Source organism: Aeromonas sp. s3, assembly GCF_040907805.1.
Taxonomy (GTDB): domain Bacteria; phylum Pseudomonadota; class Gammaproteobacteria; order Enterobacterales; family Aeromonadaceae; genus Aeromonas; species Aeromonas dhakensis.
In genome coordinates, this window is the sequence record NZ_JBFOCQ010000013.1 from 1 (window position 1) to 20,791 (window position 20,791).

Sequence of the window (20,791 nt, forward strand, 5' to 3'; positions counted from 1 at the left end):
GGGGCCGGATTTGAACCGACGACCTTCGGGTTATGAGCCCGACGAGCTACCGAGCTGCTCCACCCCGCGTCCGAATTGTATTGCCACCACAAGAGACAGAGCAGTTGCCCCTTGCTGTCTTCGTCTCCACCGCAGAGCATTGCCTGCCATGGATACAAATAGTTGGTTGCGGGGGCCGGATTTGAACCGACGACCTTCGGGTTATGAGCCCGACGAGCTACCGAGCTGCTCCACCCCGCGTCCGTATTCTTTCGTTCAGGCTGAGCAGTAGCCTGTTCGAATTCTCTTGTTTATCAACACATTATGAAACAAGGCTGATGCAAGAACTCAGATGGTTGCGGGGGCCAGATTTGAACTGACGACCTTCGGGTTATGAGCCCGACGAGCTACCGGGCTGCTCCACCCCGCGTCTGAGGTCGCCAATAATAGGCGCCGGCGCTCAGATTGCAAGTAAATATCCTAAAAAAACTTCATTCGTAGATTAAACCGGCATAAATCGCAGGAATTTGCAACAGAGCGCGGTTTTTTCAGGCAAGCAGCTTGTGGGCCAAGCTGGCGCACTACACTCAGATGGTTTGTAACTCCTCGTTTTGGGTAGGTTTATCATGCGTATCTCCGCCGGTCATTGCCGTCAATTGGGGGCCACACCCGAGCACGACGGCGTCAACTTCGCCATCTGGGCCCGTCTTGCCAGTCGGGTCGAACTGCTGCTGTTTGCCAGCGCCGACGATGCCACGCCGGAAGTGATCCCCCTCTCCCCCCGCCTCAACCGCACCGCCTACTACTGGCACATCCATATAGAGGGGATCGGGCTGGGTCAGCGCTACGCCTATCACATCCAGGGCCCCTGGCGCCCCTACTACGGCACCCGCTTCGATGCCGACAAGGTGCTGCTGGACCCTTATGGCCGCAGCATCGAGCTGGGCGCCAACTACGATCGCTGGGCGGCGGCCCGCCCCGGCAGCAACCTGGCCTGCTGCGCCAAGAACCGGGTGGTGGATACCCGAAACTACGACTGGGAGGGGGACAAGCTGCCTGCCCACTCCCTCTCCCGCTCGGTGATCTACGAGCTGCACCTGGGGGGCTTTACCAAGTCGCCGGACTCGGGGGTCGACCCCGCCCTGCGTGGCACCTACCTCGGCCTTATCGAGAAGATCCCCTACCTGCAATCCCTCGGCGTCACCGCGGTCGAGCTGCTGCCGGTGTTCCAGTTCGATCCCCAGGATGCCCCCAGGGGGCTCTCCAACTACTGGGGCTACAGTCCCATGTCGTTCTTCGCCCCCCACGCCCAGTACGCCAGCGGCGATGATCCCCTCACCGAGTTTCGCGACATGGTCAAGGCGCTGCACCGCGCCAACATAGAAGTGATCCTGGACGTGGTCTACAACCACACCGCCGAGGGGGGCGATGATGGCCCCACCTTCTCCTTTCGCGGCATCGACAACGAGGCCTACTACATCCTCGATGCCAATCAGAAGGACACCAACTACTCGGGCTGCGGCAACACCTTCAACGGCGCCCACCCGGTGGTGCTGCGCATGATCATGGACAGCCTCCACTTCTGGCGACAGGAGATGCACGTGGACGGCTTTCGTTTCGACCTGGCGGCCATCCTGTCGCGGGACGAATCGGGCCAGCCCCAGGCCAATGCACCGACCCTGCGCACCATCGACACCGATCCCCGCATCGCCGACATCAAGCTCATCGCCGAGGCCTGGGATGCGGGGGGCCTCTATCAGGTGGGCAGCCTGGCCGGCGCCCGCTGGCGCGAGTGGAACGGCCAGTTCAGGGACGACGTGCGCCGCTTCCTGCGCGGGGATGACAACGCGGTGATGGCGTTCGTGGAGCGGCTGTGCGGCAGCCCGGACATCTACCACTACCACCACGCCGATCCGGAGAAGAGCATCAACTTCGTCACCTGCCACGACGGCTTCACCCTGTGGGACTGGACCAGCTACAACGGCAAGCACAACGAGGACAATGGCGAGCAGAACCGGGATGGCTGTGATCACAACTTCAGCTGGAACCACGGCCAGGAGGGGCCGAGCGAGGATCCCCAGATCAACGCCCTGCGCACTCGTCAGGCCAAGAACATGATGGTGGCCACCCTGCTCTCGGTGGGCTCCCCCATGCTGCTGATGGGGGATGAGGTGCTGCGCAGCCAGCACGGCAACAACAACGGCTACTGCCAGGACAACGCCACCTGCTGGATGCACTGGCAGCCCGATGCCAGGGGGCAGGAGATGTTCCGCTTCATGAAGGAGCTGATCCAGTATCGCAAGCACCTGTTCCAGCGCCCGGAGCAGGAGAGCATGCCGCTGTCGCTGACCGAGATCCTGCGCCACAGCGAGATCTGCTGGCACGGGGTCAACGCCGCCCAGCCGGACTTCGGCCCCCACTCCCACGCCATCGCCATGTCGGCCCTGTCGAGCGAAACCCGGCTGGCCCTCTACGTGCTGTTCAACGCCTACTGGGAGCCGCTCACCTTCAACCTGCCAAGCCCCCCCAAGGGGGTCGGTGGCTACTGGCGCCGGATCCTGGATACCGCCCTGCCCTCGCCCGAGGACATCAGCACCTTCGGCATGCCGCTCGAAGGGTTGACCCGGGAGTACCTGGCCCAGCCGCGCAGCAGCTGCCTCTTCATCTGCGGCGCCGACGACTTCTACTAGAGGCCGCACACCAGGGCCGCAAACAGCCAGCAAAAAGCCCACCCCGGTTGCCCGGGGTGGGCTTTTTCATGATGCCGGTCGGTCAGGCCAGCTGGTGCAGCACGCTGGTCGCCGCGATCTGGGCGATGATGAGGCCGCACAGGGCGGTGGAGACCACCACCGGCGCCGTCTCCTGCTGGCGATAGAGCGGGCTGAACCAGAGCAGCAGGGCGGCGATCAGCAGGGCCGCCTGGGTCAGTACGCCGGGGATCAGGGCGTCGAGGCCGGCGCCGCTCCCCTGCCAGCCCACCAGCACCGCCAGCCAGAGCAGGCTCAGGATGGCGGCCACCAGCCCGGCCAGCGGCAACAGGGTGTTGAACGCCTGCAGACGGTGACGGGCCCGCAGCAGCATCAGATGGGCGAAGGCCGCCCCCAGCAGCACCATCTGCAGCAGGCCGCCAAGCCAGCCCTGGATCTGCAGCAAGCCGATGCCATAGACCAACAGCGGCACCGCCGGCAGCCAGAACAGGGTGGCCGGGATGGCGCGCTTGCCCTCGAGCCGGGATTGGGCCAGTGACAACACCACTCCCAGGATCAGAGCGGCGCCGCCACTCCAGATCAGCCAGTCGGCCGCCTTGGCCTCCACTGCCAGCATCAGGGAGAGGCCGGTGATCACCCAGACCGAGAAGAGCTGGGTGGTGATCCGCGAGCGCTGGCCCGGGCAGAGATCACCGCGCCAGAGCACCAGGCCCAGGGCGATGAGGGCCCCCAGCGCCATCAGGCCGGTCAGGGGAAAGAGCCAAAAAGGGAGTTGGACGAACATGACGCCTCCAGCAGCAAGAATTCAGAACGCGCCGATGGCGCCGGATGAAGGGGCCGAGTATACCCAAAGCCGCCGTCATCCCCAATCCCTGCCGCGCATCAGCCTGCGACGAAGGGCTCAGCTCTGGCCGCGGGCCAGCGCCACCACCCGGGCGAACATCTGGCGCAGCACCGGCGGGATGTGCTCGCCGCCGAGCCGCTCCGCCTCCTCCACCACCGCCAGCGCCATGCCCGGCTTGCTGCGATGGTGAATCGCCTTGTTGATGATGCGCCCGGCGTTGAGGGTCGAGCGCCCCCCGACGCCAGCTTCACGCCGGAACACCGCCTCGAAGCCGTTGTGGTAGAGGTAGTGCTCTATGTCCGCCGCCGGCAACTGGGTCAGCCGGTCCCGCTCCCGCTCCCCCTTGAGCAGGGAGCGCGCCGAGGTAGCGTATTTGACCCCCGCCTCGTCGCCGTCGGTGAGCAGATGCCACTCGATGCCAAAGTCGCGCGCCACCTTGATAAGGGGTGACTGACCACACTGGGCGAACTCGATGATCCGTACCCCCTCCGCTCGCAGGCTGTAGCCGCAGATCTGGGCGAGCTCGGAGAGCAGCCAGATCTCGGTCTCCCCCTCCACCAGCAGCCAGCAGCGGGCAAACATCGACATGGGGCGGTTGATGCGCACGTGGAAGGCAATCTTGCGCAGATCGTCGCTGCTGTAGCGCTCGCCCCCCAATTGATGACAGAGAATGTCCTGCTGGCGGCGCACCAGCCGGCGGATCTGGTTGAGGGGCAGCGAGGAGAGCAGATCCCCCGAATTGGTGGTGAGCAGCTTCTGCCCCGGCAGCTGTTCCAGCAGGCCCCAGGCCAGCGCCAGCATGGTGGGGTGCAGGCGGCTCTCCGGATCTTCCAGGATCATGATGGGGCGCGCCCCCTGCTCCAGCTCCCGGTTGCCCCGCGCCTGCAGCAGGGTGGCCGCCATGCCCGCCATCGCCAGTTGCAGCGCCCGGTTGTCGGCATTGCGCAGCAGCGCCTGCAGATTGCCGGGATTGCGCAGGGTCATGGGGCGGTTGACGATCTCCCGCTGGCTGCGCGGCTTGTTCTTGATGGGGGCCAGCGCGTTGAAGTAGTGATCCATCAGCTGGCGTACCGCCTGCAGCGCCTCCTTGAGCTCGGGCTCGCCGATGCGCTGGGGCTCGTCGATCAGCTTGTCGGCCAGCTCGCTCAGCCGCAGCTCGGAGAGATCCCCCCACTGCAGGGTCTCCACCCCGTTGCGGGCGGTACGGGCATCTCGCAGCCGGAACACAGGGTTCATGGTGATGAGCAGGCAGACCAGCTCGTGGGCATTGTCGATGGCCAGGCTCTTGCCGATGCCATCGAGAAAGTCGTGGGTGGTGGTGACGGAGCCATCGCTCTGCAGCTCGGCACTGGCGCGGTAGTGAATGCGGTGAAACTTGTCCTTGTGCTTGATCCAAGCTGCGCCGAGGCGGGCCAATCGCTGGGAATGCAGGCACATCTGGGGCCTGTGCTCGCTGAAGGTGAGCACCAGTTGCAGGTGGCGGGCCGGCTCGAGCTCGGGATCTTCGGGCTGATGGAAGTCATCGCTGCTGAACTGGTAGGGCTCGGCATCCTGGCCCAGCAGACACCAGAGGGCGCGCAACAGGCTGGACTTGCCCCAGGCGTTCTCGCCGATGAGCACTGTGGTGTGGTCCAGCCCGAGCGAGAGGCGATTTATTCCGCGAAAACCTTTGACTTCAATGCGTTCCAGAAACATGCGGCCATATCCAGTCCATCCTGATGGCGCAATAGTGGCAAAGTTGTCGGGAAAATCCTATCGGGTCGTGGCGATTTTCAGCGGGAACTGTGAGGAACGAGCGGTTCGGGGACGGTGGCGCCGGCAAGTCGGCCCTGGGGGGCGTTCCAGTGGCTGAACCAGAGGTGGCGGGTGCGAGTCTGACGTTTGCGATGATTCAAGGGCATCTCCTGTGCGGGTTGAAGGAACGAGGCTCCCCCTCGTTGCCAACCAATCTGCCGCTTATCTGTGACAGGAGGATGACAGCTGGCTGCGCCACTGACCCGGGGTGAGGCCAAACGCTTCACGAAAGCGGTTGCCAAGGTGGGCCTGGGACGAGAAACCGCACTGGATGGCGATGCTGGCCAGGGAGTCGGCACCGGCCAGCAGCTGCTTGGCCCGCTTGAGCCGCAGCCCCAGCAGGTAGCGGTGAGGCGGGCAACCCAGGCTCTGGCCGAACATGCGGGCGAAGTGGTATTCGCTGAGACCCGCCTCCTGCGCCAGCTCGGCCAGGGTGACAGGCTCCGCCAGATGGGCCAGCAGGTACTCCTGCACCCGCCGGATCACCGCCGGTGCCAGCCCGCCGCGCACCTCGGGCAGCGGCGGCGCCTCCCGGGTGTGGTGGCGATAGGCGTGCAGCATCAGCATCCAGGCGCCGTGAGAGAGCGCCATCCTGTCCACCTGATGCTGCCAGTCCAGCTGCATCAGCTGGCCCTGCACCAGGCTGGCGGCCAGCGGATCGTCGATGAAGGTCTTGTCCTCCAGCAGCAGGTGGCGCCCCTCCTTGTCGCACACCTCTTCGGCGATGCGGGTCAGGTGGGCCGGGGTGAAGTAGAGGTGGAAGAAGCGAAACTCCTCGCGCACCAGCCACTCGGATCTGTGGTGATCCGGCATGATGCACACCTTGCCAGTGCCGCCGTGACCACCCGGGCCGTCCAGCCGCTCGGTCTGCTCGCCCCCCTGCAGGTAGACGCTCAGGGTATGGTGGCCCGGCTTGTGATAGCGGGTCTGATCGTAACAGTTGCGCCAGCTGGCGACGCCAAGGCCAGGCTCCAGCCAGCAGGCGTTCTCCAGTCGCGCGCCCGTGCTGACCAGTGCATCGAATACTCCCGCCGGCTTAGTCTGCAGCACCCGCTCTGTTCCTCTTGTTGCTTGCCTGATGGCCCCTGTGCGCCATCTTAACGCGGCGCGGCGGCAAAGGCTGCGGCTGCCCGTAAAAAACCGCAAGATGGTGTAAGCCCGCCGCCACCGCCCGCTGCATGCTGATCCCATGTCGTACTCATCTCACCGGATACCCCATGAACCTGATGCTCTATCTTGCCACCGTCCTTATCTGGGGCAGCACCTGGATCGCCATCGCCTGGCAGCTCGGCCCCATTCCCATCGAGGTCTCGGTGCTCTATCGTTTCGCCCTGGCGGCGCTGGCGCTGTTTGCCCTGCTCACGGTGAGCGGCAAGTTCCCGCGCCTGCCCTGGGCGGGCCAGCGTTACGCCGCCCTGCTCGGCGCCCTGCTCTTTTCCACCAACTTTCTCTGCTTCTACCACGCCACCCTCTATATCCCGAGCGGCATGTCAGCGGTGATCTTCGCCAGCGCCAGCATCTTCAACGGCCTCAACCTCTGGCTGTTCGAGGGTAAAAGACCCGGCCTGCGCTGGTTGCAAGGATCCTTGCTGGGGCTCGTCGGCACCCTGTTGCTGTTCTGGCCCGTGCTGGCGGATGCGCAACTGGGTGCAAACGGCTGGAAGGGGCTGCTGTTTGCCTGCGGTGGCACCCTCTGCTTCTCGCTCGGCAACCTGGTCTCGGCCCGCGGCCAGCGCCAGGGCTATCACGTGCTGCAGATGGTGCCCTGGGGCATGGTCTACGGCGTGGCGCTGCTGCTGGGCTGGGTCACCCTGCTCGGTCAGTCACTGACGTTGCCCACCGATCCGCGCTACCTGGCGGCCATGGTCTATCTGGCCATCTTCGGCTCCGTCATCGCCTTCACCGCCTACCTCACCCTGGTGGGGCGCATCGGCCCCAGCAAGGCGGCCTACGCCACCGTGCTGTTCCCTCTGGTGGCGCTGACCCTGTCCACCTTCTACGAGGGGTTCGTCTGGCAGCCGGTGTCGGTGGTCGGCGTGGTGGTGAGCCTCATCGGCAACCTGGTGATCTTCGCCCCACCCGTCAAGGCGTGGCGCTGGCCGCTGGCACGGGCTACAAACGGTACTTGCCCCTGATGCCACCAGCCCCTAAGGTAACCGCTTTCAACAGACGAGGACGGGAGAGAGCATGTTACTGGAAGGGCTGGAGACACTCTGCCTGCTGGCGAGCGAGGGCACCATGGCCAAGGTCGCAAGCCGCCTCTACATCAGCCAGTCGGCGGTCAGCAAGCGCATCGCCCAGCTGGAGCAGCGCCTTGGCAAGAAGCTCATCGAGCCGGATGGGCGCCACACCCGCCTCACCCCCCAGGCCAGGGAGCTGCTCACCCGGGTGGCCCCGAGCCTGGCCGAGATGAAGGGGGTGCTGACGGACAGCCAGATCCTCACCGACCAGACCCCCCTGCCCGTCGCCTGCTCGGAGACCCTGCTGGCGGGCTACCTCGCCCGCTTCATGCACGACTACCTTGGGTGCGATCCCCATATCGCCCTCTCCACCCACCACACTCCGGTCATTCTGGCCCGGGTGCGTGGCGGCGACGCCCTGCTCGGCATCTGTGCCGGGCGCCTGCCCCCCGGCCACGGCCTGTGCACCGAGCGACTGCTGGAGGAGCCCTTCTATCTGGTAGGGGACACGGCGTCCGAGCACCAAGAAGAGAGTGCCGATCGGCTGCAACCCATCCTCACCATGGACCTGGACAACCCCTCCAACCGCTACCTGCGCGAGCCGCTGGCGGCCCTTGGCCTTACCCCGGCCATGGAGCTCGACTCCTACCTGGCGCTGATCGAGCTGGCCAAGGCCGGCATCGGCCCCGTGCTGCTGCCGGCAGGTCTGCTGGCCCTGGTGGGCGAGCAAGGGGCGCAGGCCCGTCCCCTGCCGGGGCTGGGGCGCCCGCTCCACCTGGTCTACCGGCCAAACAGCCTCAAGCGTGAGCGCATTGCCCGCCTGGTGCAGGCCCTGCAGGCCCATTTCCGGCAGCTGACGGCTCAGAGCTGAAAAACAAGAGGGCCCGATCCAGCGGATCGAGCCCTCTCTATATCCCTTATCCCTGGTGCAAGGCGTCAGCCCAGCCAGGCAAAGAGCTCGGGATACTGGCTCCACACCAGCTTGACAGACATCAGCAGGGAGACGGTCACCAGCAGCGGCTTGATGAGCTTGACCCCCTTCTTGAGCACCAGCTTGGAGCCCATGCGGGCCCCGATGAACTGCCCCAGCGCCATGCACAGGCCAACGCTCCACACCACCTTGCCACCCAGGGTGAAGAACAGCAGGGAGGCGATGTTGGAGGTGAAGTTGAGCAGCTTGGTGTGAGCGGTAGCCCGCGCCATGCCAAAACCCGCCAGCGCCACGAAGCCGATGGCAAAGAACGAGCCTGTGCCCGGCCCGAAGAAGCCGTCATAGAAACCCACGCCACCGCCCACCAGCAGGGCGAACGCCATGGGAGTGAGGCGGCGCTGACTCTCCGCATCGCTCACCCGGGGGGAGAAGTAGAAGTAGCAGGCAAACGCCATCAGCAGGAAGGGCAGCAGCCGCTCCAGGATGGCGGCATCTATGGTCTGCACCGCCAGGGTGCCGATGGCCGCGCCGATGAAGGTGCAGATGACCGCCGGCCAGATGATGGCCCACTCCAGCAGCCCCTTGCGGGCATAAAACCAGGTGGCGGAGAAGGAGCCGAAACTGCTCTGCAGCTTGTTGGTGCCAAGCACCAGGGCCGGCGGCATGCCGGTGGCGAGCAGGGCGGGCACCGTCAGCAGGCCCCCGCCGCCGGCAATGGCATCGATGAAGCCGGCCACCAGGGCCACGCCAAACAGGGCAAGCAGGGTAAAGAGTTCCAGTTCCATCCATCGCCTCGCGAAATTGACCGGGGCCCGCAAGGGCCCGCACAGCGCAGGCTCGCCATGAGCCTGATAAACACCGCAGGTCGCTATCCTAATGGGGCTTGGCTCATGACGCCAACGAAACGGTGGCAGGCAATTGATTCCTGATTTTCATCAGTCAACCGCCCCATGGCGTGGCTGGCACGCGTGCGGTCCCCTCGCCCGCCTTGATCAGGCCGCGTCGGGCGCGCAGCAGGTCACTCCATCGGCCTTGAGGTCGGCCAGCGCCTGCTGCAGGTGAGCCTCATCCTCGCCGGGGGCCCGGCTGACCCGGCCCGCCATGTAGCGGCTGCTGAAGAGATTGAACCACAGCTGCAGCGCCTGCCCTGCCGCCAGCTCGCCGGCCACCTCCAGCACGCAGGCCGCCACCTCGGCGGTGCAGAGGTGCTCATCGCAGTGGGCCACTCGCATGCCATAGGTAGAGAGCGCATCCGGCTTGATGGAGAGCACTGGAAAACCGTCCAGATAGGGGCTCTTGTTGAACATCTTGCGCGCCTCGGGCCAGGTGCCGTCCAGCAGGATGAAGAGCGGCTTCTTGCCGGGAACCGGGGTCACCACCGAAGTGAGCCGGGCCGGCTCCTTCTCGCAGGCGGGAAACACCACGTAGGGTTGCCAGGCGGGATCCGCCAGCAGGGCCAGCAGCTCGGGATGGGGCTGGGTGCGCGACCAGAGAAACGCCCAGGTGGTCTGCGGCAGCACATCGGCGATGAGGCGCCCGGTATTGGAGGGCTTCATCGGTTCGCTGTCGTACATCAGCAGGCAGAAGCCGGCCTCCGCCTTGAGCTCGGGGCGCCACTCGCAGGCACACCAGTCGTGGCGCAGCTGACAGGCTTCGCAGCGCGGCACGCTGCCACCACGGGCGAGAAAGGGTCGGGTCGAGACGCTCTTGCGCCAGATGCGCAGGCGATTGACGGCGTGATCGGGGATTGGCTTCATGGAACGCGGCTCTGACGGTGCCTGTGGCAGGACAAAAGGGGGCAGATTGTAACGGCGCGCCCTCTGCGCAGCAAGGCCCCCCATCTGGGGCAAGCCGGGATGCCGCGCCTCTTTAATACTTGGTCGTCAGTCCATGCACCCACGCATGGGACACAGGAGGACGACGATGGCAGAACAAGACATTGCCCGCGAGCACGCCCTGGCCGAAGGCACTACCTTCACCTGGCACGAGCTCTATCTCCCCGATGCCGAGGCCGGGATCCGTTTCTACACCGAGGTGCTCGGCTGGGAGAGCCAGACCATGGCGATGGAAGGCGGCGACTACCCCATGCTGGTTGCCAATGGCAGGCCGATCGCCGGCGTGCAGTCTACCCGGGGCAATCCCGAGATGGCCGGCGTACCACCCCACTGGGCAACCTATATCGCGGTGGATGACGTAGATGCCAGGGTGCTCAGGGTCAACCAGCACGGCGGCACCGTGGTGGTGCCCGCCATGAACATCCCGGGGGTCGGGCGCATGGCCCTGATTGCGGATCCGCAAGGGGCGCACATCTGGCTGTTCACCCCCGACCCCATGTGACATCGCCAACCGCGACAACGACAGAGGGGCCCGCGGGCCCCTCTGTCAAGTTCAGCAAGCCGTCAGACCGCCTTGCGCAGGATCTGCTCCAGATAGTGCGCGAAGCTGTGGCCGTGATGCTCCAGCAGTTTCGGGAACATGGAGATGGAGGTCATGCCCGGGAAGGTGTTGATCTCGTTCAGCAGGATCTCGCCCTCTTCGGTCAGGAAGAAGTCGATGCGCGACAGGTGAGTCAGTTTGAGCTGACGGAACGCCTTGAGGGCGTACTCGTGGATGGCATCGGCCTGGTCCTGGGTCAGCCCCTCGGCACGCAGCGCGGTCTCGGTGTGGCTGGCGCTGCTGTACTTCTCTTCATAGGTGTAGAACTTGTCCTGCGGCACGCAGATCTCGCCCGGGTAGGTGGCCACCAGTTCGTCACCGTACTGGTAGACCGCCACTTCCAGCTCGCGCGGCTTGACCGCTTTTTCGATCAGTACCTGCTCGGAGTAACCGAAGGCATCGGCAATGCCCTTTACCAGATCCGCTTCGTTGCTGGCGGAGTAGCAGCCGACGGAAGAGCCCTGGGAGGCCGCCTTGATGAAGACCTTGCCCCACTTGGCCAGCGCCGCTTTCGCCTCGTTCAGCGCCGCCTCGCCCTGCTCGGTCAGGAACAGATAAGGGGTGTTGGGGATGCCAAGGGCGGTGAGCCACAGCTTGGTGGTGATCTTGTTGAAGCACACCTTGCTCGCCTCGGCGTCGCAGCCCAGATAAGGCAGGCCGGCCAGCTCGAGGAAGGATTGCAGATCGCCGGTCTCACCCGGGTAGCCGTGGATGCAGGGCACCACGTAATCCACCGGACGGGCCACGCTGTCGAACGAGAGCAGCTTGTCCAGCCCCAGCTTGCACTCGCGGCCGTCGGCGCTGAGCCAGCGGTCGGCAAACATCTCGACCCGGGTCACTTCCACGCCGGGCAGGAGAGAGAGCTGTTTTTCGAGGAAATTGGCACTGCGCAGCGAGACTTCGTGTTCGGAGCCACCGCCGCCACACAGCAGCAAGACATGGATGTTCTTCATTAGATGTGATCCCTTGGGAAAAGCGGCTTCGCCATCACCATTTAAAACCCAACCGCATTAAAACCGGACGAAGCCAGATACGAAGATAAGTGCGGGCCAGTGTAGCAAGGGAGATCGAGCCTTGTCAGCCGATGGGCGCCCCATCCGCCGACAAGAGCCATAAAAATTCCCGCCTGTGTCAGAAATTGGATGAAAAGAGCTCAGCGCGGCGGATCGAGCCGGCCATTGCCGCTGCCGTTGACCCGAAACCAGCCGGCGATGCTGTAACGCTCTTGGTTGGCGGGCAGCACCTCGTGGGGGAACTCTTCGGATAGAAACAGCACCAGTCGCCCGCCCCGGGGTGAGACGTCCATCAGAAACTGCTCGTCGTCACCGTACATGCGCAGCACCCCGCCCGCCTCTGGCTGCCAGTCGTTGTTCAAGTAAAACACCGAGGTGAGGCGGCGGTTGGAACGCCCGGCGAAAGCGTCACGATGGGTGGCATAGAAGTCACCGCTGCGGTAGCGGGCAAAGTGGGCCTCATAGTCGAACAACCCGAGCATCAGCATCCGGTTGGCGGCCAGGCGCAGCGCCTCCATGCGGGCCAGGTAGTCGGCCACCGGCGCGCCGAGGGAAGCGTCGAGCCAGTGGATCTGATCCCGGCGAATGTCGCGGTTGTCCTGATGCAGGGTATCGCGGCCGATCCCCGCCGGTCGCCACTCGTCCGGCAGACAGGCTCTGAGGGCATCCACCTCGGCGGCGGTTAAAAAATCATCCACTATCACCCATCCCCGGGTGTATATGGCGTCCATGACGGCTTGATAGTCCAAGATTGACTCGCAACAAGTGGAAAGAGGGCGCTTTTTAGCGACTTCCCGGCCAAGACACAAACCGGTTTGCTTCTCTTGAGAAGTCCCACCATCAATACGCCATCCGGGCCGCCAAGACCCCCATTATCTCGGCGCGATTGCCACTCTGTGATCCGGCGCACTCAATCTGCTCCCACCAAGGGAGCACTCCGGCTTGCTCCCCGCTGCCGCCCCCGTTAACGTGGTGCAATGTGCCCTGAATGGGCCCACTCAAAGGAGTCTTTTATGTCTTTGCCCGAACTCACCCTGCAACGCCTCGACGGCAGTGAACTGCCGCTCGCCTCCCTCGCGGGCCAGGTCATTCTGGTGGTCAACGTGGCCAGCCGCTGCGGCTTTACCCCTCAATACACGGGACTGGAGACACTCTATCGGGAGCTGGGGCCCGAGGGGCTGGTCATCCTGGGCTTCCCCTGCGATCAGTTCGGCCACCAGGAGCCGGGCGATGCCGAGGAGATCGCCCGTTTCTGCTCCCTCGACTATCCGGTCAGCTTCCCCATCATGGCCAAGTGCGAGGTCAACGGCGAACAGGCCCACCCCTTCTATCAGTGGCTCAAGAAGGAGAAGCCGGGTCTGCTGGGGCTGGAGAACGTCAAGTGGAACTTCACCAAGTTCCTGATCGACCGGGACGGCCAGGTGGTGGACCGCTTTGCCCCCACCACCAAACCGGAAAACCTGGTCGCCCCCATCCGCGATCTGCTCTGATTGCCTGAACCCGCCTAATTGAGCGGCCGGTGCGACAGCTACTGCGCAGCGGCCGCGCTTTTGCTATATTACGCCCCCGTTATCACTTTCATCCCGTGGCCGGCCCCGTGCGCCGGTCACCCGCTGAGCCCAAGGCTCACCAGAGGAGTCTCTCTCGAACATGTCATTCAACGAACTGGGTCTGTCCCCGCACATCCTGCGGGCCGTCAAGGAGCTGGGTTACGAACAGCCAACCCCCATCCAGCAGCAAGCCATTCCCGCCATTCTGGCCGGACAGGACGTGCTCGGCGGCGCCCAGACAGGCACAGGCAAGACGGCCGGCTTCACCCTGCCCATGCTGCAGCGGCTGCTGGCCAACCATGGCCGTGGCCGTCGTCAGGTGCGCGCCCTGGTGCTCACCCCGACCCGCGAGCTGGCCGCCCAGGTGGGCGAGAGCATCATCAAATATGCCCACCACCTGCCGTTTCGCACCCTGATCGCCTACGGCGGTGTCAGCATCAAACCCAATCTGGACGCCATCAAGCTCGGCATCGACATCCTGGTGGCCACCCCGGGCCGCTTGCTGGATCTGCTGACCCAGGGCGCCCTGACCCTGACCGAGCTGGAAGTGCTGGTGCTGGATGAGGCGGATCGCATGCTCGACATGGGCTTCATCCACGACATTCGCCGCATCATGAAGGCCCTGCCCACCGAGCGGCAGACCCTGCTCTTCTCCGCCACCTTCTCGGACGACATCAAGGCGCTGGCGGATGACCTGCTGAACGACCCGACCCTGATCGAGGTCGACCCCAGCAACACCGCCGCCGAGCAGGTGACCCAGCGCATCATCCAGGTCGACCGGGAACGTCGCCGCGAGCTGCTCTCCCACATGATTGGCCGCGGCAACTGGCAGCGGGTGCTGGTGTTTGTGCGCACCAAGCAGATTGCCGACAGGCTCGCCCAGCAGATGCAAAAGGATGGCCTGGATACCGTCGCCATTCACGGCGACAAGAGCCAGGGTGCCCGCAACCGGGCGCTGGCGGATTTTCGCGAGGGCAAGGTGCGAGTGCTGGTGGCGACCGACATCGCCGCCCGGGGTCTGGACATCGATCAGCTGCCCCACGTGATCAACTTCGAGCTGCCCCAGATGGCGGAGGATTACATCCACCGCATCGGCCGCACCGGCCGCGCCGGTCGTGGCGGCGAGGCCATCTCGCTGGTGAGCCAGGACGAGCTGGGTCAGCTCAAGGCCATCGAGGCGCTGATCGGCCAATCCCTCTCCGTCGAGATCCTGGACGGCTATGAGCCCAGCGGCAAACCGAGCCGGCAGACCCTGCCCGGCAGCAAGCCGGTACAAAATCCGCCGCGCGCCCGTGGCGCCGCCAATGCCAAGGGTGGCAAGGGCAAGCCCGCCGCCGGCAAAGGCAAGGGGGATGGTGCCAAGAAACCCGCCCCGGCGCGCAAGCGGGAAGTGGTGGGCGAGGATATCGGCTTTGCCCCCATGCGCCGCCTGCCCAAGGCCCAGCGCGGCGACTATCAGGACAACTCCAACGAGGAGTAAGACACAGTCCTGAACCCGTCATAACAAAAAACCGCCCGAGGGCGGTTTTTTTCATGATGGCGTCACTGGCCTGTCAGTGCCCTCTGTCGCAATGGACATGTGCAACAGCGGATAGGGCTTGCCCTGCCCGTCCAGCGCCGAGCGGCCCACCACCGCGAAGCCCAGATGGCGATAAAAGCCGAGCGCCGGTTCATTCTGCTCATTGACGTCCACCCGGGTCGCCCCCAGCCGGGCGATGGCATCGGCCACCAGCAGGCGGCCAACCCCGCCCCCGCGCAGGGCGGGGTCGATGAAGAGCATCTCGATATTGCCCTCGTGTACCCCGCAAAAGCCGGCGGTCCCCTGCTCACTGCGGGCGCAGGTGAGGGTCACTGCGTCAAAGTAATGTTCTAGAATGAGCTCGCGCAGGGTGGCTATCTCCTTCTCCGGCAAAAAGTGGTGAATGGCGCGCACCGACGCCTCCCACAGCGCGATCAGGACCTGATAATCCCCGCGCACGGCCTGCTCCAGTCTCATATCGTGCTCACTCAATCGCTTGATTGTTCGGGGCCTGTCCGGTCGTTGTCATGGCGTCGACCTGCTTGAGGACAAACCCTTTCTCGATGCCGGCCTTGAAGCCCAGCTTTTCATAGAGGCGGTGGGCTTCATCGCGCCCCTCCCCAGACAGCAGCATCACCTTGTAGCAATCCTGCTGCCAGGCAAGCTCAAGCGCATGGGTCAGCAACTGCCGGCTGATGCCCCGGCGCCGAAACGCAGAGGCCGTCACCACGTGCTCTATGATGCCAAACGGCCGGCCACCATTGGTCAGGGTCACGACCACGCCAAGCTGGCAGGTGGCCGCCAGCTGGCCATCCACCTCCGCCACCAGCAGGTGAAGATGCGGCTGGGTCAGCAGGGCCGTCAGCGCCGTGCGGGCAGCGTCCGGCGCAAGCGCGGGGTCATGGGGGCGCAACTCCCGATAGAGTGCCAGCAGGCCGGTCATATCCTGCAGGGTACAGCACCTTATGAGCGTCATCCTTCCTTCTCCTTGAACCATGGCGACACGTCGCCACCCTGGACGAGGGTCGCAAACCTCGGGGGCACCATACCTGCAAATCGGCAAACGCCCCTCAGCGGGTCTTGACCGCCTGCAGCAGCACCGACAGATCCGGCCCAAACTGACGGGTGCGAATGGCCTCACGGATATCACTTTCGCTATAACGGCTGGCCGGATAGAGCAGCACGCAGGCGGTGTCGCCGGGCTTCAGGAAGTGGGTCTCGCCAAACGGGGTATAGCGGGTGGCCCCGATGCTGATGAGGGCATGAGCCGGGCGCCCGGCCTGGGCCAGCAGCCCCTGGATGTGCTCGGCCGGCCCCTCGTCCTGCTGATGGTTGAACTTGTCGATGGCCCATGTCAGCAGCTGGCCGTGGAAGTAGCTGTAATCCACCGCCGCGCTGTCGACCCCGTAGGGGTGCAGCTCACCATCCCGCTCCAGATAGCAGGCGATGCGGTAGTCATCGAGCTCGCAGCCGGCGGCGAAGTGGGACAGGGGCAACAACGCGGGGGCCAGCCCCTTGCTCTCTTCACCCCAGTTTTTCTTCTCGCTGATCTTTTTGGCGTTGGGACGGCGGATGGAGCAGTCGTTGTAGGCACCAAAAGCGCGCGGATGGATGGCCACCACCTGCTCCCCCGCGTACTCCAGCTCGCACCAGAGCGCCACTTCCGGCTCTATCTGCACTTTCTCATCGCCGTTCACCGCCGCCTCCGGCAAAAAGATGGCGTCGCCGCTCAAGGGGAAGACGCCGAGCTGGCCGGGGTGGCCCGGCACGTAGAAGGGGAACAGCGCCTTGGGGGCGCTGGTGTCACGCACCACCACCGCCACGAAATCCGAGGCCTCGCCGGCCTGCTCCAGATGACCGGCGAAATTGCCCGCCACCCCGAGTCCGATAAACTTGCTCTCTGCTGTCACTTGCATCTTGCTCACCTGCATCTTGCCAAAGCGAAGGCAGCGGCCCGGCACGGGGCGGCTGCCGCAAACGTGGCGAGGATTAAAACACAGGGGTCTGCCCTCGCCCAGCCTGCACGCCCCATCCTGTGCGCCAGCGCGAACTTTTGCCGGCCGCTCGGCGAGCTTGTGAGCAACCGCCATGCCCAAACTCACTCGACCGTGTGTGGCGCCTGCCCTTGATCACGGCAACATGCGGCGCATTGATCAACCCTGCGCCCCGGAAACAGATCGTTTCCACATCCTGCCGCCTTGCCCCTTGGGCCGGCCCGCCAACTTTGCTAGGCTGCCCGCCATGCCAATCCGCACATTCAAGGATGCCTGTCGATGTCAGCACAGCACTTTCAGGGCCGCTTCGAGGTCGAGTTCAAATACAGGCTCGGCGATGTCGAGGCCTTCACCACGGCCCTCGCCGCCCTCAATCCTGAGGTGATGCTGGAGCGCAACCAGGAGCAGGACACCTACTTCGACACGCCGGACCGCAGCCTGAACGCGGCGGGCAAGAGCCTGCTGATCCGCGCCATGCACCCCTCCGGCATCCGGCTCTGGATCGTGAAGGGGCCCGAACCCGATCGCTGCGAGGCGGTCAACATCACCGACGCCGACAAGGCCATCAGCATGCTGCACACCCTGGGTTACCAGCCGATACTGACCCTTCGCAAAGTGCGCAGTATCTATTTCGTCGGCCCCTTCCACGTCACCCTGGATCACCTGGCGGGGCTCGGCGATTTTGCCGAGCTGGCCATCATGACCGATGACGAGGCCCTGCTGCCGGGCTATCGCCAGCAACTGCTGGCCCTGGCCGCCCAGCTCGGGCTGGACCCCGCACGGCTGGAAACCCGCTCCTACCGCACCCTGTGCGAACAAGCCACCACCCCATCACCAGAGAGACGTTCATGATCGACAAACTCGCCTGGCTGACCTTCAAGGATCAGCAACTGCTCTGCGCCCGCTCCCATGGCAAGCACATCTACTACATTCCCGGCGGCAAGCGCGAAGCGGGAGAGAGCGACGAGGCGGCGCTGATGCGCGAAATCGAGGAGGAGCTGGCCGTGGCCCTCAAGCCCGACACCCTGGCGTTTGCCTGCGAGTTCAGCGCCCAGGCCGACGGCAAGCCAGACGGGGTCAACGTCAAGCTGCGCTGCTACACCGGCGCGGCTGACGGCACGCCCGTCGCCTCGGCGGAGATCGCCGAGCTGCGCTGGCTCGACAGCCGCCATCTGGCCGAGATCTCCCCGGTTTCCCGGCTGCTGTTTGCCTGGCTGGTCGAACAGAAGCTTATACGCTAGGGGAAACTGCCCGGGTGGCGTGATCGGGCGCACCCGGCGAGTGGCAACGACTTGAAATTGGCGGCGGAAACGGCGAGTCTAGCCAGTCATCCTGCCGCCGGTTCCGTTGTCGGCAGGCGCCGCGGCAGACCGGGCCGGCGGCGTGAACTTCGTTGACAAGGACTCCTGATGGACATAGTTGAGGTTGATACCACCCAGGGCATCAAGCCTGCCCTCATCACTTTGCTGCAAGACAGCGTGGCCAGTGGCGCCTCGGTGGGCTTCCTGCCGCCGCTGACCGAAGAGCAGGGGCTCGTCTATTGGCAGGGCATAGAGACGGAGCTGGCCGCGGGCAGCCGCCGGCTCTGGGTCGCTTTTGAGCAACACCAGCTGGTCGGTGCCCTCCAGCTCTCGCTGTGCACCAAGGCCAATGGCCGTCACCGCGCCGAGGTGGAAAAACTGATGGTGCACAGTCTCCACCGTGGCCAGGGGGTCGGCCGTGCCCTGATGGCCAGCATGGAGCAAGGGGCCAAAGAGGCCGGCCGCAGCCTGCTGGTGCTCGACACCCGGGTGGGCGATGCCGCCTCCCGCCTCTATCGCCAGCTGGGCTACCAGGAAGCGGGCCAGATCCCCGCCTTTGCCCGCAGTGCCGACGGCACCCTGGCGGCCACCCTCTTCTTCTACAAGCAGCTCTGAGCCGCGCACCACACCTCCACTGAACTGCCGCGCCCTCCCCATGGAGGGCGCGTTGCGTTGCCCCACACCTTGCCCTTCAAAAACAATCAAACAGGTCAGATGGATTAATTTTGTTCCAATTGCAGCCCCATTTGAGCATTATTTCTCCTTCACCTCACGCCAGGCGAGGCGTATGGTGTGGCAGAAAGATCCGTTTGCATACCAATCGGGTACCGCTCACTGCCTTGAGGAATATTGCATGTCTATCCTGCCTCGTACCGTCACCTCCCCCAAAAAGTTCATCATCGGCCACGATCTGCTGCCCCAACTCCATGATCACGTCAAAGATTTCGGCGACAACGCCCTGCTCGTCAGCGACGAGTTCATTCTGGAGCGGGTGCGGGAAGAGGCGCTGGCCGGCCTGCTGCAGGCAGGCCTGAAGGGAGCGGTCGAGAAGTTCAACTACGAGTGCACCGACATCGAGATCCGCCGCCTGTGCGATCTGGCCGAACAACAGGGGGCCAACGTCATCGTCGGCATCGGCGGCGGCAAGACCCTGGACGTCGCCAAGGCGGTGGCCTTCTATCTGCGCCGCCCGGTGGTGCTGTTTCCCACCATCGCCTCCACCGATGCCCCCTGCACCGCCCTCGCGGTGATCTACAACCCGGCCGGCGAGTTCGAGCGCTATCTGTTCCTGCCACAAAACCCGGACGTGGTGATCGCCGATACCGCCATCATAGCGGCGGCTCCCGCCCGCTTCTTCGCCGCCGGCGTGGGCGATGCGCTGGCCACCTATTTCGAGGCCCGCGCCTGTTACCGGGCCGACGGCATCAATCTGGTGGGCAAGCGCCCCTCCCGCACCGGCCTCGGGCTGGCCCGGCTCTGCTACGAGCTGCTGGGGGAGAACATCGAGCTGGCGATGGACGCGGTACGCCATCACGTCACCACCCCGGCGCTGGAGCAGACCATCGAGGCCACCATCTATCTGAGTGGCGTAGGCGCCGAGGCGGGCGGCCTGGCGGCTGCCCATGCGGTCAACAACGGTATGTCGGTGGTGCCAGATCTGCACCGGGCCCAGCATGGTGAGAAAGTGGTGTTCGGCCTGCTCACCCAGCTGGTGCTCGAGCACGCCCCCCAGGCCGAGCTCGACGAGGTGATGCGCATCATCCAGCTGGCCGGCCTGCCCATGACCCTGCAGGAGATGGGGCTGAGCCAGTTCGTGGAGAGTGAGTGGCGTCAGGTGGCCAAGCTTGCCTGCGATCCCCTCGACACCATGGGCAACATGCCGATGAGCGTCAGCGAGCAGGATGTCTACCACGCCATGATCGCGGCCAATGCCATGGCCGAGCGCTACCGGGCCCGTCACCCACGCACCTGATCGGCACTCAAGTAATATCGTGATCAAACCGGCAAGGTCGGCCCCTGTGGCCGGCCTTGTCATTCCCCGTCCGACCTGCTGCAATGGCCCTTTTCCCCTTGGGACAAGGAGCCACCATGATATTGGAAGTCGCCCATCTGCAGGTCATCCCCGGTCAGGCTGCCGCCTTCGAGCAGGCATTTTCCCAGGCTCAACGGATCATCAGCACCATGCCGGGCTATGGCGGACACCAGCTCCAGCGCTCGCTGACCGACTCCCACCGCTATCTGCTGCTGGTCAACTGGCAGCGCCTCGAAGATCACACCCAGGGCTTTCGTGGCTCACCCCAGTACCAGCAGTGGAAGGCCCTGCTCCATCACTTCTACGAGCCCTTCCCCACGGTCGAGCACTACCGGCAGGTCACGCTGGATGAGGAAGAACTGCGGGAACAGGCACACGGTCAGAGCTGAAGCGGATGCCCGGTGTCAGGACCAAGAGGATGGCTGAGGCGGCATTGCCTCGTTCGGTGTGCAACCAGATAAGCGGCGTAGGGGTGTACTGTTAACTAAGAGATGAGAAAAGATGATCAGG

General features: G+C 64.6%; 22 protein-coding genes and 2 tRNA genes. 11 read left to right on the forward strand and 13 right to left on the reverse strand.

Annotated features, from left to right (window positions below):
• Window positions 1–163: 163 nt before the first annotated feature.
• Both AB5Y98_RS06955 and AB5Y98_RS06960 read right to left on the reverse strand, forming a co-directional pair.
• Window positions 164–240, reverse strand: a tRNA-Met gene (locus AB5Y98_RS06955).
• Between the two features lie 92 nt (window positions 241–332).
• Window positions 333–409 (reverse strand) — tRNA-Met (locus AB5Y98_RS06960).
• Between the two features lie 196 nt (window positions 410–605).
• Between AB5Y98_RS06960 and glgX the strand changes: the two genes are divergently transcribed.
• The gene (gene glgX, locus AB5Y98_RS06965; RefSeq protein ID WP_368231591.1) at window positions 606–2,669 is read left to right on the forward strand and encodes a glycogen debranching protein GlgX; all 2,064 of its coding nucleotides are present in this window, start codon (window positions 606–608) and stop codon (window positions 2,667–2,669) included.
• Window positions 2,670–2,751: 82 nt separating this feature from the next.
• On the opposite strand, the gene AB5Y98_RS06970 is transcribed toward glgX, so the two are convergent.
• The 4 genes from AB5Y98_RS06970 to AB5Y98_RS06985 form a co-directional block, all read right to left on the reverse strand.
• Window positions 2,752–3,471, reverse strand: a complete 720-nt coding sequence (locus AB5Y98_RS06970; protein ID WP_017780170.1) for a hypothetical protein — start codon at window positions 3,469–3,471, stop codon at window positions 2,752–2,754.
• A 117-nt stretch (window positions 3,472–3,588) separates the two neighbouring features.
• Window positions 3,589–5,226: an ATP-dependent endonuclease gene (locus AB5Y98_RS06975; protein WP_017780171.1), complete on the reverse strand. Its 1,638-nt coding sequence runs from the start codon at window positions 5,224–5,226 to the stop codon at window positions 3,589–3,591.
• Between the two features lie 77 nt (window positions 5,227–5,303).
• Window positions 5,304–5,426, reverse strand: a complete 123-nt coding sequence (locus tag AB5Y98_RS06980; RefSeq protein ID WP_257619520.1) for a hypothetical protein — start codon at window positions 5,424–5,426, stop codon at window positions 5,304–5,306.
• 61 nt (window positions 5,427–5,487) lie between these two features.
• Complete coding sequence (locus AB5Y98_RS06985; protein ID WP_017780172.1) at window positions 5,488–6,375, reverse strand: helix-turn-helix domain-containing protein; 888 nt, start codon at window positions 6,373–6,375, stop codon at window positions 5,488–5,490.
• Between the two features lie 167 nt (window positions 6,376–6,542).
• Between AB5Y98_RS06985 and AB5Y98_RS06990 the strand changes: the two genes are divergently transcribed.
• Entirely contained in the window at window positions 6,543–7,460 is a 918-nt protein-coding gene (locus AB5Y98_RS06990) for a DMT family transporter (protein WP_026139174.1), read from the forward strand.
• A 52-nt stretch (window positions 7,461–7,512) separates the two neighbouring features.
• Window positions 7,513–8,376: a LysR family transcriptional regulator gene (locus AB5Y98_RS06995; protein WP_368231592.1), complete on the forward strand. Its 864-nt coding sequence runs from the start codon at window positions 7,513–7,515 to the stop codon at window positions 8,374–8,376.
• Window positions 8,377–8,441: 65 nt separating this feature from the next.
• Here the strand turns inward: AB5Y98_RS06995 and AB5Y98_RS07000 are convergent, their stop codons facing one another.
• Both AB5Y98_RS07000 and AB5Y98_RS07005 read right to left on the reverse strand, forming a co-directional pair.
• Window positions 8,442–9,221 (reverse strand): TSUP family transporter, encoded by a 780-nt coding sequence (locus AB5Y98_RS07000; RefSeq protein ID WP_010634092.1) that lies wholly within the window; start codon window positions 9,219–9,221, stop codon window positions 8,442–8,444.
• 207 nt (window positions 9,222–9,428) lie between these two features.
• Window positions 9,429–10,193 carry a tRNA-uridine aminocarboxypropyltransferase gene (locus tag AB5Y98_RS07005; RefSeq protein WP_017783975.1) on the reverse strand — a complete coding sequence of 255 codons (765 nt, stop codon included), beginning with the start codon at window positions 10,191–10,193 and terminating at the stop codon, window positions 9,429–9,431.
• A 166-nt stretch (window positions 10,194–10,359) separates the two neighbouring features.
• Between AB5Y98_RS07005 and AB5Y98_RS07010 the strand changes: the two genes are divergently transcribed.
• Complete coding sequence (locus AB5Y98_RS07010; protein WP_124250978.1) at window positions 10,360–10,773, forward strand: VOC family protein; 414 nt, start codon at window positions 10,360–10,362, stop codon at window positions 10,771–10,773.
• Between the two features lie 62 nt (window positions 10,774–10,835).
• Here AB5Y98_RS07010 and AB5Y98_RS07015 read toward each other — a convergent pair whose 3' ends face one another.
• Together AB5Y98_RS07015 and AB5Y98_RS07020 are read right to left on the reverse strand one after the other, a co-directional pair.
• Window positions 10,836–11,825, reverse strand: coding sequence for a D-alanine--D-alanine ligase (locus tag AB5Y98_RS07015; protein ID WP_368231593.1), 990 nt, complete (start codon window positions 11,823–11,825; stop codon window positions 10,836–10,838).
• A gap of 200 nt (window positions 11,826–12,025) precedes the next feature.
• Window positions 12,026–12,634: a 2OG-Fe(II) oxygenase gene (locus AB5Y98_RS07020; protein ID WP_019838799.1), complete on the reverse strand. Its 609-nt coding sequence runs from the start codon at window positions 12,632–12,634 to the stop codon at window positions 12,026–12,028.
• Between the two features lie 264 nt (window positions 12,635–12,898).
• On the opposite strand from AB5Y98_RS07020, the gene AB5Y98_RS07025 reads away from it, so the two are divergent.
• Entirely contained in the window at window positions 12,899–13,375 is a 477-nt protein-coding gene (locus tag AB5Y98_RS07025) for a glutathione peroxidase (protein WP_368231594.1), read from the forward strand.
• A 160-nt stretch (window positions 13,376–13,535) separates the two neighbouring features.
• The gene (locus tag AB5Y98_RS07030) at window positions 13,536–14,915 is read left to right on the forward strand and encodes a DEAD/DEAH box helicase (RefSeq protein WP_368231595.1); all 1,380 of its coding nucleotides are present in this window, start codon (window positions 13,536–13,538) and stop codon (window positions 14,913–14,915) included.
• 51 nt (window positions 14,916–14,966) lie between these two features.
• Here the strand turns inward: AB5Y98_RS07030 and AB5Y98_RS07035 are convergent, their stop codons facing one another.
• From AB5Y98_RS07035 to AB5Y98_RS07045, 3 genes are all read right to left on the reverse strand, one after another.
• Window positions 14,967–15,431, reverse strand: coding sequence for a GNAT family N-acetyltransferase (locus tag AB5Y98_RS07035; RefSeq protein WP_368231596.1), 465 nt, complete (start codon window positions 15,429–15,431; stop codon window positions 14,967–14,969).
• 7 nt (window positions 15,432–15,438) lie between these two features.
• On the reverse strand, window positions 15,439–15,930 hold the full coding sequence (locus tag AB5Y98_RS07040; RefSeq protein ID WP_368231597.1) for a GNAT family N-acetyltransferase: 492 nt from the start codon (window positions 15,928–15,930) through the stop codon (window positions 15,439–15,441).
• 94 nt (window positions 15,931–16,024) lie between these two features.
• The gene (locus AB5Y98_RS07045; RefSeq protein WP_139430787.1) at window positions 16,025–16,870 is read right to left on the reverse strand and encodes a DUF5718 family protein; all 846 of its coding nucleotides are present in this window, start codon (window positions 16,868–16,870) and stop codon (window positions 16,025–16,027) included.
• 357 nt (window positions 16,871–17,227) lie between these two features.
• Between AB5Y98_RS07045 and AB5Y98_RS07050 the strand changes: the two genes are divergently transcribed.
• The 5 genes from AB5Y98_RS07050 (at window position 17,228) to AB5Y98_RS07070 (ending at window position 20,670) form a co-directional block, all read left to right on the forward strand.
• On the forward strand, window positions 17,228–17,800 hold the full coding sequence (locus tag AB5Y98_RS07050; RefSeq protein WP_368231598.1) for a class IV adenylate cyclase: 573 nt from the start codon (window positions 17,228–17,230) through the stop codon (window positions 17,798–17,800).
• Window positions 17,797–18,189, forward strand: a complete 393-nt coding sequence (locus tag AB5Y98_RS07055) for an NUDIX domain-containing protein (protein ID WP_124250986.1) — start codon at window positions 17,797–17,799, stop codon at window positions 18,187–18,189. The genes AB5Y98_RS07050 and AB5Y98_RS07055 overlap by 4 nt, the downstream gene beginning before the upstream one ends.
• A 168-nt stretch (window positions 18,190–18,357) precedes the next feature.
• Window positions 18,358–18,864, forward strand: coding sequence for a GNAT family N-acetyltransferase (locus AB5Y98_RS07060; RefSeq protein WP_123246067.1), 507 nt, complete (start codon window positions 18,358–18,360; stop codon window positions 18,862–18,864).
• Window positions 18,865–19,102: 238 nt separating this feature from the next.
• Window positions 19,103–20,221, forward strand: a complete 1,119-nt coding sequence (locus AB5Y98_RS07065; protein WP_019838808.1) for a glycerol dehydrogenase — start codon at window positions 19,103–19,105, stop codon at window positions 20,219–20,221.
• 116 nt (window positions 20,222–20,337) lie between these two features.
• Window positions 20,338–20,670 carry an antibiotic biosynthesis monooxygenase gene (locus tag AB5Y98_RS07070; protein WP_368231599.1) on the forward strand — a complete coding sequence of 111 codons (333 nt, stop codon included), beginning with the start codon at window positions 20,338–20,340 and terminating at the stop codon, window positions 20,668–20,670.
• Window positions 20,671–20,791 lie beyond the last annotated feature (121 nt).